Genomic DNA, 4,050 nt, shown 5'->3' with positions numbered 1-4,050 from the left:
TTTAGAGTCATTATGATTAGAAGAATTAAACAAATCTAGCGATTAGTATTCTTGTATAGTTGTATTTCATAAATTTCTTTTTTTAAATCTGCAATTTCTGATTGCTGATTTGTTACTTTAAGGGATAATGATATTATTGCAAAAGATAATAATAAAATTGCAATGATATCAAAATGTAAAATGATGAACCTAAAAAAATCTAGAAATATACTCACTAGGGTACCCCTTTTCTTATCTATCATACATATAGTCGTCGAATCCTAAAGCTGCTGGTAACCCAAAGCTTACAGTAATCCCAGCCATAATCCAACCACCATTTGGCTTATAGCTTTTCTTGGTAAGTATTCCTCGAGAAACACATTGTTTAGCTGCATATCTCCCTGCACTGTACATTCCTTGAATAATTGCTATGGCCGAGGCAACAATAGCTAAAATTGTTTCTAAAGCAACTTTTCCTTGTGGTTTAGTGCTTAAAAATTCCAAATATCCATCCATTAATTGATCTTGATTATCTGGAGTTACAGTTTTTCCATAAAAGTATTCTTTGAAATATTTTACTGTTGCACTACTAGCATTATTTTCTAGGTATTCTATAGCTTTTTGATAATTTTCGTTATTTTCATTTAAAACATAGGTTTTTTCTTCTGAATTTGTTTGAGCGCTAATAGTAGCCATTGGAGATTTTTCAGCTGCAAATGTTGTAACGGTTGGCATTACGCTTCCTGTGATGGTAATGACTGAAAAGAGGCCTGCTATCATTTTTAATTTTGTTGAACTCATTTTGAACACTTCCTTTAATTTTTTTATTTACAACAAAATTGTAATTTTCGATTATATAAATAACTATCAATTATATTTTACATAGCATTTTACATTAAGCTTTTATTTTTAATTTTTAAATTATTTGAAACGAGGTGAACATAATGATTGATGTATCATACAAAATAAAGAATGAGCGTTTAAAGAAAAAAATGACGCAGGAAGATTTGGCGGAACAAATATTAGTTTCTAGACAAACTGTTTCAAATTGGGAAAATGGGAGATCTATACCAAATTATGAAAATTTAGTCCTTTTGTCCAAAATATTCAATATTCCAGTTGATCATTTTTATGTAGAAAATAATTTAAATAATGATTTTTCCTTTGTCTATAAAGGAGGTATAAAAAAACAAAAGTTTCAAGAAGATGGTTTATGGAATACTGGATTACTCGTAATGTTAATTATTTCAATCTTTATCCCTTATGCTGCTCCTATTTCCTTGTGTGTTCTTTTTACTTGGAAAGATAAAGTCAATCCTAGATTGTTTAAAGGAGTTTTTATATTTATTATTTCAATTACTACAGTTGAAATTTTAGCAATGATTTTTATATCAACTCATTTTATATTTTGAGATTTAATGGCATATGTAGAAATGTTGGATACAGAATTTTTGGTTGAAGAAATTCCGTTAGCTGATTGGTTATCACGGTCAACAAAATTTTAGGCTTTTGACGCCTGCGATCAAAAAATAAATCAGAAGGTATTATTGTTGTTAATTTTTGTTAATCGTTATTATCGTGGTTTTGATTTTTGAGTATACCCTTGTTATAATAGAGGTGCGAAACGTGATAAGTTGTTGCAAGACAGCACAAGAGCCAGACCTACTGCGAATAGGTCTGGCTCTTTTTTTCGTTAGTTGCGAGGTCTAACGTGTGGGTTGGAAAGCAACTTGCTTTCAGTCGTTGTCCTTCTTGTCCAACCAATGAGAAGCTAGTTCAATGACTAGCCCGACAAAAATCGGTGCGACGACCAACGTGATAAGTTGTTCTAACAAGACAACACCCCCTTTTGGGGCAAGCTGCCGTTGATGAGTATAGCATATTTTTTTGATTAATTTCTCCTGATGTTGTTTTAGAAATCAAGTTAAGAAAAACAGATAAACCCTTGTGTTAATAAGGTCTGATAGGTTTTGTAATGAGTTTGGTGCACCCGTGTTACTACCAGGTGCAAAAAAACGAAGTGATCAACAACTCGCTCTTGGCGAAGTTGACCACTTCGTTTTTTGTTGACTTGCTTTATTTGGTGTCAAAAATCGCGTGTAAGTTGTTTTTAGATATTTTCGTGTAGTTCGTCGGCGCAATCGTTAAAACACGGTAGAGAGACGATAATGGAGCCAGAATGGCGACTGGTAGTCGAACGAACGTGTTAGATTGCAAAAGCCGAGGGACTATACGAAAATATCGGCCATTTTCGGCAGTCGAAGGTCGGGGTTTGGGGCAGAGCCCCAAGGTCTTGGTATTAGAATTGGATTTGGTCTTTTCAAAGGGCAAGGTCTTGGAGTATTATTGACTTAACAACTAATTGGACTGAAAAAAGAGCAAAAAAAGAAGTCGAGCAACGCTACCAACGTTCTCGACCTTTACGGAAACTATCGCACTAGCTCCGTAACTCAAATTCATTATACGAATTTTTCTAGCTGACTTCAAGACTAGAGATTGCTGGTTATGAATTTTTTTAGAGTTACGTGAACTCTGAAAAATTCTTTCCACCAATCTCTTTTTTCTTTGAGGAGGAACTAAATTTGAGTAAAAATGGCACAATCGTAAATGAGTGGGAAAATTTAACAGCCTTATCTAACAGGCGGTTAAATGTACATAATATGTACACCCCCCTAAAAATACACTGGTCGATTGACCGAATCACAATTGTTGGAACGTTGAAGGAAAATATTTATTATCATACTCAAAATGATGTGCTGATTTTAAATTTTGAGCAGTTAATGCGAGTAAATGAGGGTAATGGATATTTAAAGGTTGTGGGTAATAACGGTTGGCAATTGATAGACCAACACGAGGAAAATATAGCGTATATTGAGATTTCAAAATGGCAAGAGGGCAAAGGGCGGATTGATTTTAACCCTAATAAGATTAATGAATTTTTAGCCGGTTCCATGAAAAATTTTATTCATGACATATTTTTAGATCCACATTTTTCCCGAGCGGATATTGCTTGCGATATGATTGGTGTACCAGATGAATTTATTACGCAATATCGTGTAGTTGACCCAGTTTCCTTTAAACCTATTTATGGTCGTTCAGGAAAATTAGAAACTGCTTATTGGGGTAGTCGGGCCAGCGAAAGGCAAATTCGTTTGTACAACAAGAAATTGGAACAGGAAACAAAGCGAAAAATTGTGCCTAAAGAAATAGAAACCTGGTGGCGCTTGGAGTTACAATTGCGCCGTGGTAAAGCTACTGATTGGTATGATATGGTTCAAGAAAGCTTGGATAGTTTTACCAGTCCCAATTATTTCCCCCCGGATATTAAAGTGAATGATAGAGTTATGATTTTAGGGTTGATGGCTGATCACAATATGTGGGGGCAACTTGAGCGTAGAATGAAATATAAATTGAGAAATATTTTAAAAGAAGTAAGCCAAAATGATGAATTGACGAATCATTTACGAGAAACCTTTGCTGAATCGGCAGAAGATTTGAAAATAGAATTAGATACGTGGCTATTAGGGCTTGATGTGACAGAGGGGGGAGATAAATGACTGATTTGACTGATAAAATAACAATAAAAGACCTTGCAGATGAACTGGAAGTATCGAAAACCACTATTAGAAACCACCTGCAAAGGCTTCCCGATGGGTTAGCAGTAACCAACGAAGATGGGGTTATCGCTCTAAATGCTGATGTAGTGAGGTTTGTACGTGAATCAGTAGAAATGAATCGACTTAAGGTTTCCGGTAAGGCAAGCGGTGAGGTTTCCACTAAAATTGCGCTAAGGTTTCCGCAAACCCAATTTCCTACTGACGAAACAATTGAGTTCTTAAAAAAACAGTTAGAGGAAAAGGATAATCAGTTAAAATCAAAGGATGAAATGATAAATAATCTCCTTCAGGATTTGCGTGACCAGCAAAAATACAATCTGCTTCAGCAACAAAAGTCAGACCAATTGTTACTAGAAAATCAGGAATTGAAAAGCCGAAAATGGTGGCAGTTTTGGAAATGAGATGATGTTTAAACAGTGTATTGAAAAGTATCAGAAGCCCTCTAATTATAATT

The 4,050-nt window shown here is 34.7% G+C and carries 5 protein-coding genes; 3 read left to right on the top strand and 2 right to left on the bottom strand.

The features are described 5' to 3' along the window. Window positions 1–231: 231 nt before the first annotated feature. Window positions 232–780: a hypothetical protein gene (locus JZO71_RS12260; protein WP_206900062.1), complete on the bottom strand. Its 549-nt coding sequence runs from the start codon at window positions 778–780 to the stop codon at window positions 232–234. Window positions 781–923: 143 nt separating this feature from the next. On the opposite strand from JZO71_RS12260, the gene JZO71_RS12255 reads away from it, so the two are divergent. Continuing rightward, window positions 924–1,391 (top strand): helix-turn-helix transcriptional regulator, encoded by a 468-nt coding sequence (locus JZO71_RS12255; RefSeq protein WP_206900060.1) that lies wholly within the window; start codon window positions 924–926, stop codon window positions 1,389–1,391. A 324-nt stretch (window positions 1,392–1,715) separates the two neighbouring features. Here JZO71_RS12255 and JZO71_RS12250 read toward each other — a convergent pair whose 3' ends face one another. Continuing rightward, window positions 1,716–1,814, bottom strand: a complete 99-nt coding sequence (locus tag JZO71_RS12250) for a type I toxin-antitoxin system Fst family toxin (protein WP_206900058.1) — start codon at window positions 1,812–1,814, stop codon at window positions 1,716–1,718. A gap of 747 nt (window positions 1,815–2,561) precedes the next feature. On the opposite strand from JZO71_RS12250, the gene JZO71_RS12245 reads away from it, so the two are divergent. Continuing rightward, window positions 2,562–3,536, top strand: coding sequence for a replication initiation factor domain-containing protein (locus tag JZO71_RS12245; protein ID WP_206900056.1), 975 nt, complete (start codon window positions 2,562–2,564; stop codon window positions 3,534–3,536). Further along, window positions 3,533–3,997: an HTH domain-containing protein gene (locus tag JZO71_RS12240; RefSeq protein WP_206900054.1), complete on the top strand. Its 465-nt coding sequence runs from the start codon at window positions 3,533–3,535 to the stop codon at window positions 3,995–3,997. The genes JZO71_RS12245 and JZO71_RS12240 overlap by 4 nt, the downstream gene beginning before the upstream one ends. Window positions 3,998–4,050: the final 53 nt, after the last annotated feature.

The sequence above is a fragment of the Candidatus Enterococcus courvalinii genome, assembly GCF_017315945.1.
GTDB lineage: Bacteria > Bacillota > Bacilli > Lactobacillales > Enterococcaceae > Enterococcus_B > Enterococcus_B courvalinii.
This window is presented reverse-complemented; position numbering and strand designations above follow the sequence as displayed.

Excerpts from the sequence above, each read along its gene's own strand:
- JZO71_RS12260 (WP_206900062.1), bottom strand. The coding sequence starts at position 780 with ATGAGTTCAACAAAATTAAAAATGATAGCAGGCCTCTTTTCAGTCATT.
- JZO71_RS12255 (WP_206900060.1), top strand. The coding sequence starts at position 924 with ATGATTGATGTATCATACAAAATAAAGAATGAGCGTTTAAAGAAAAAA.
- JZO71_RS12240 (WP_206900054.1), top strand. The coding sequence starts at position 3,533 with ATGACTGATTTGACTGATAAAATAACAATAAAAGACCTTGCAGATGAA.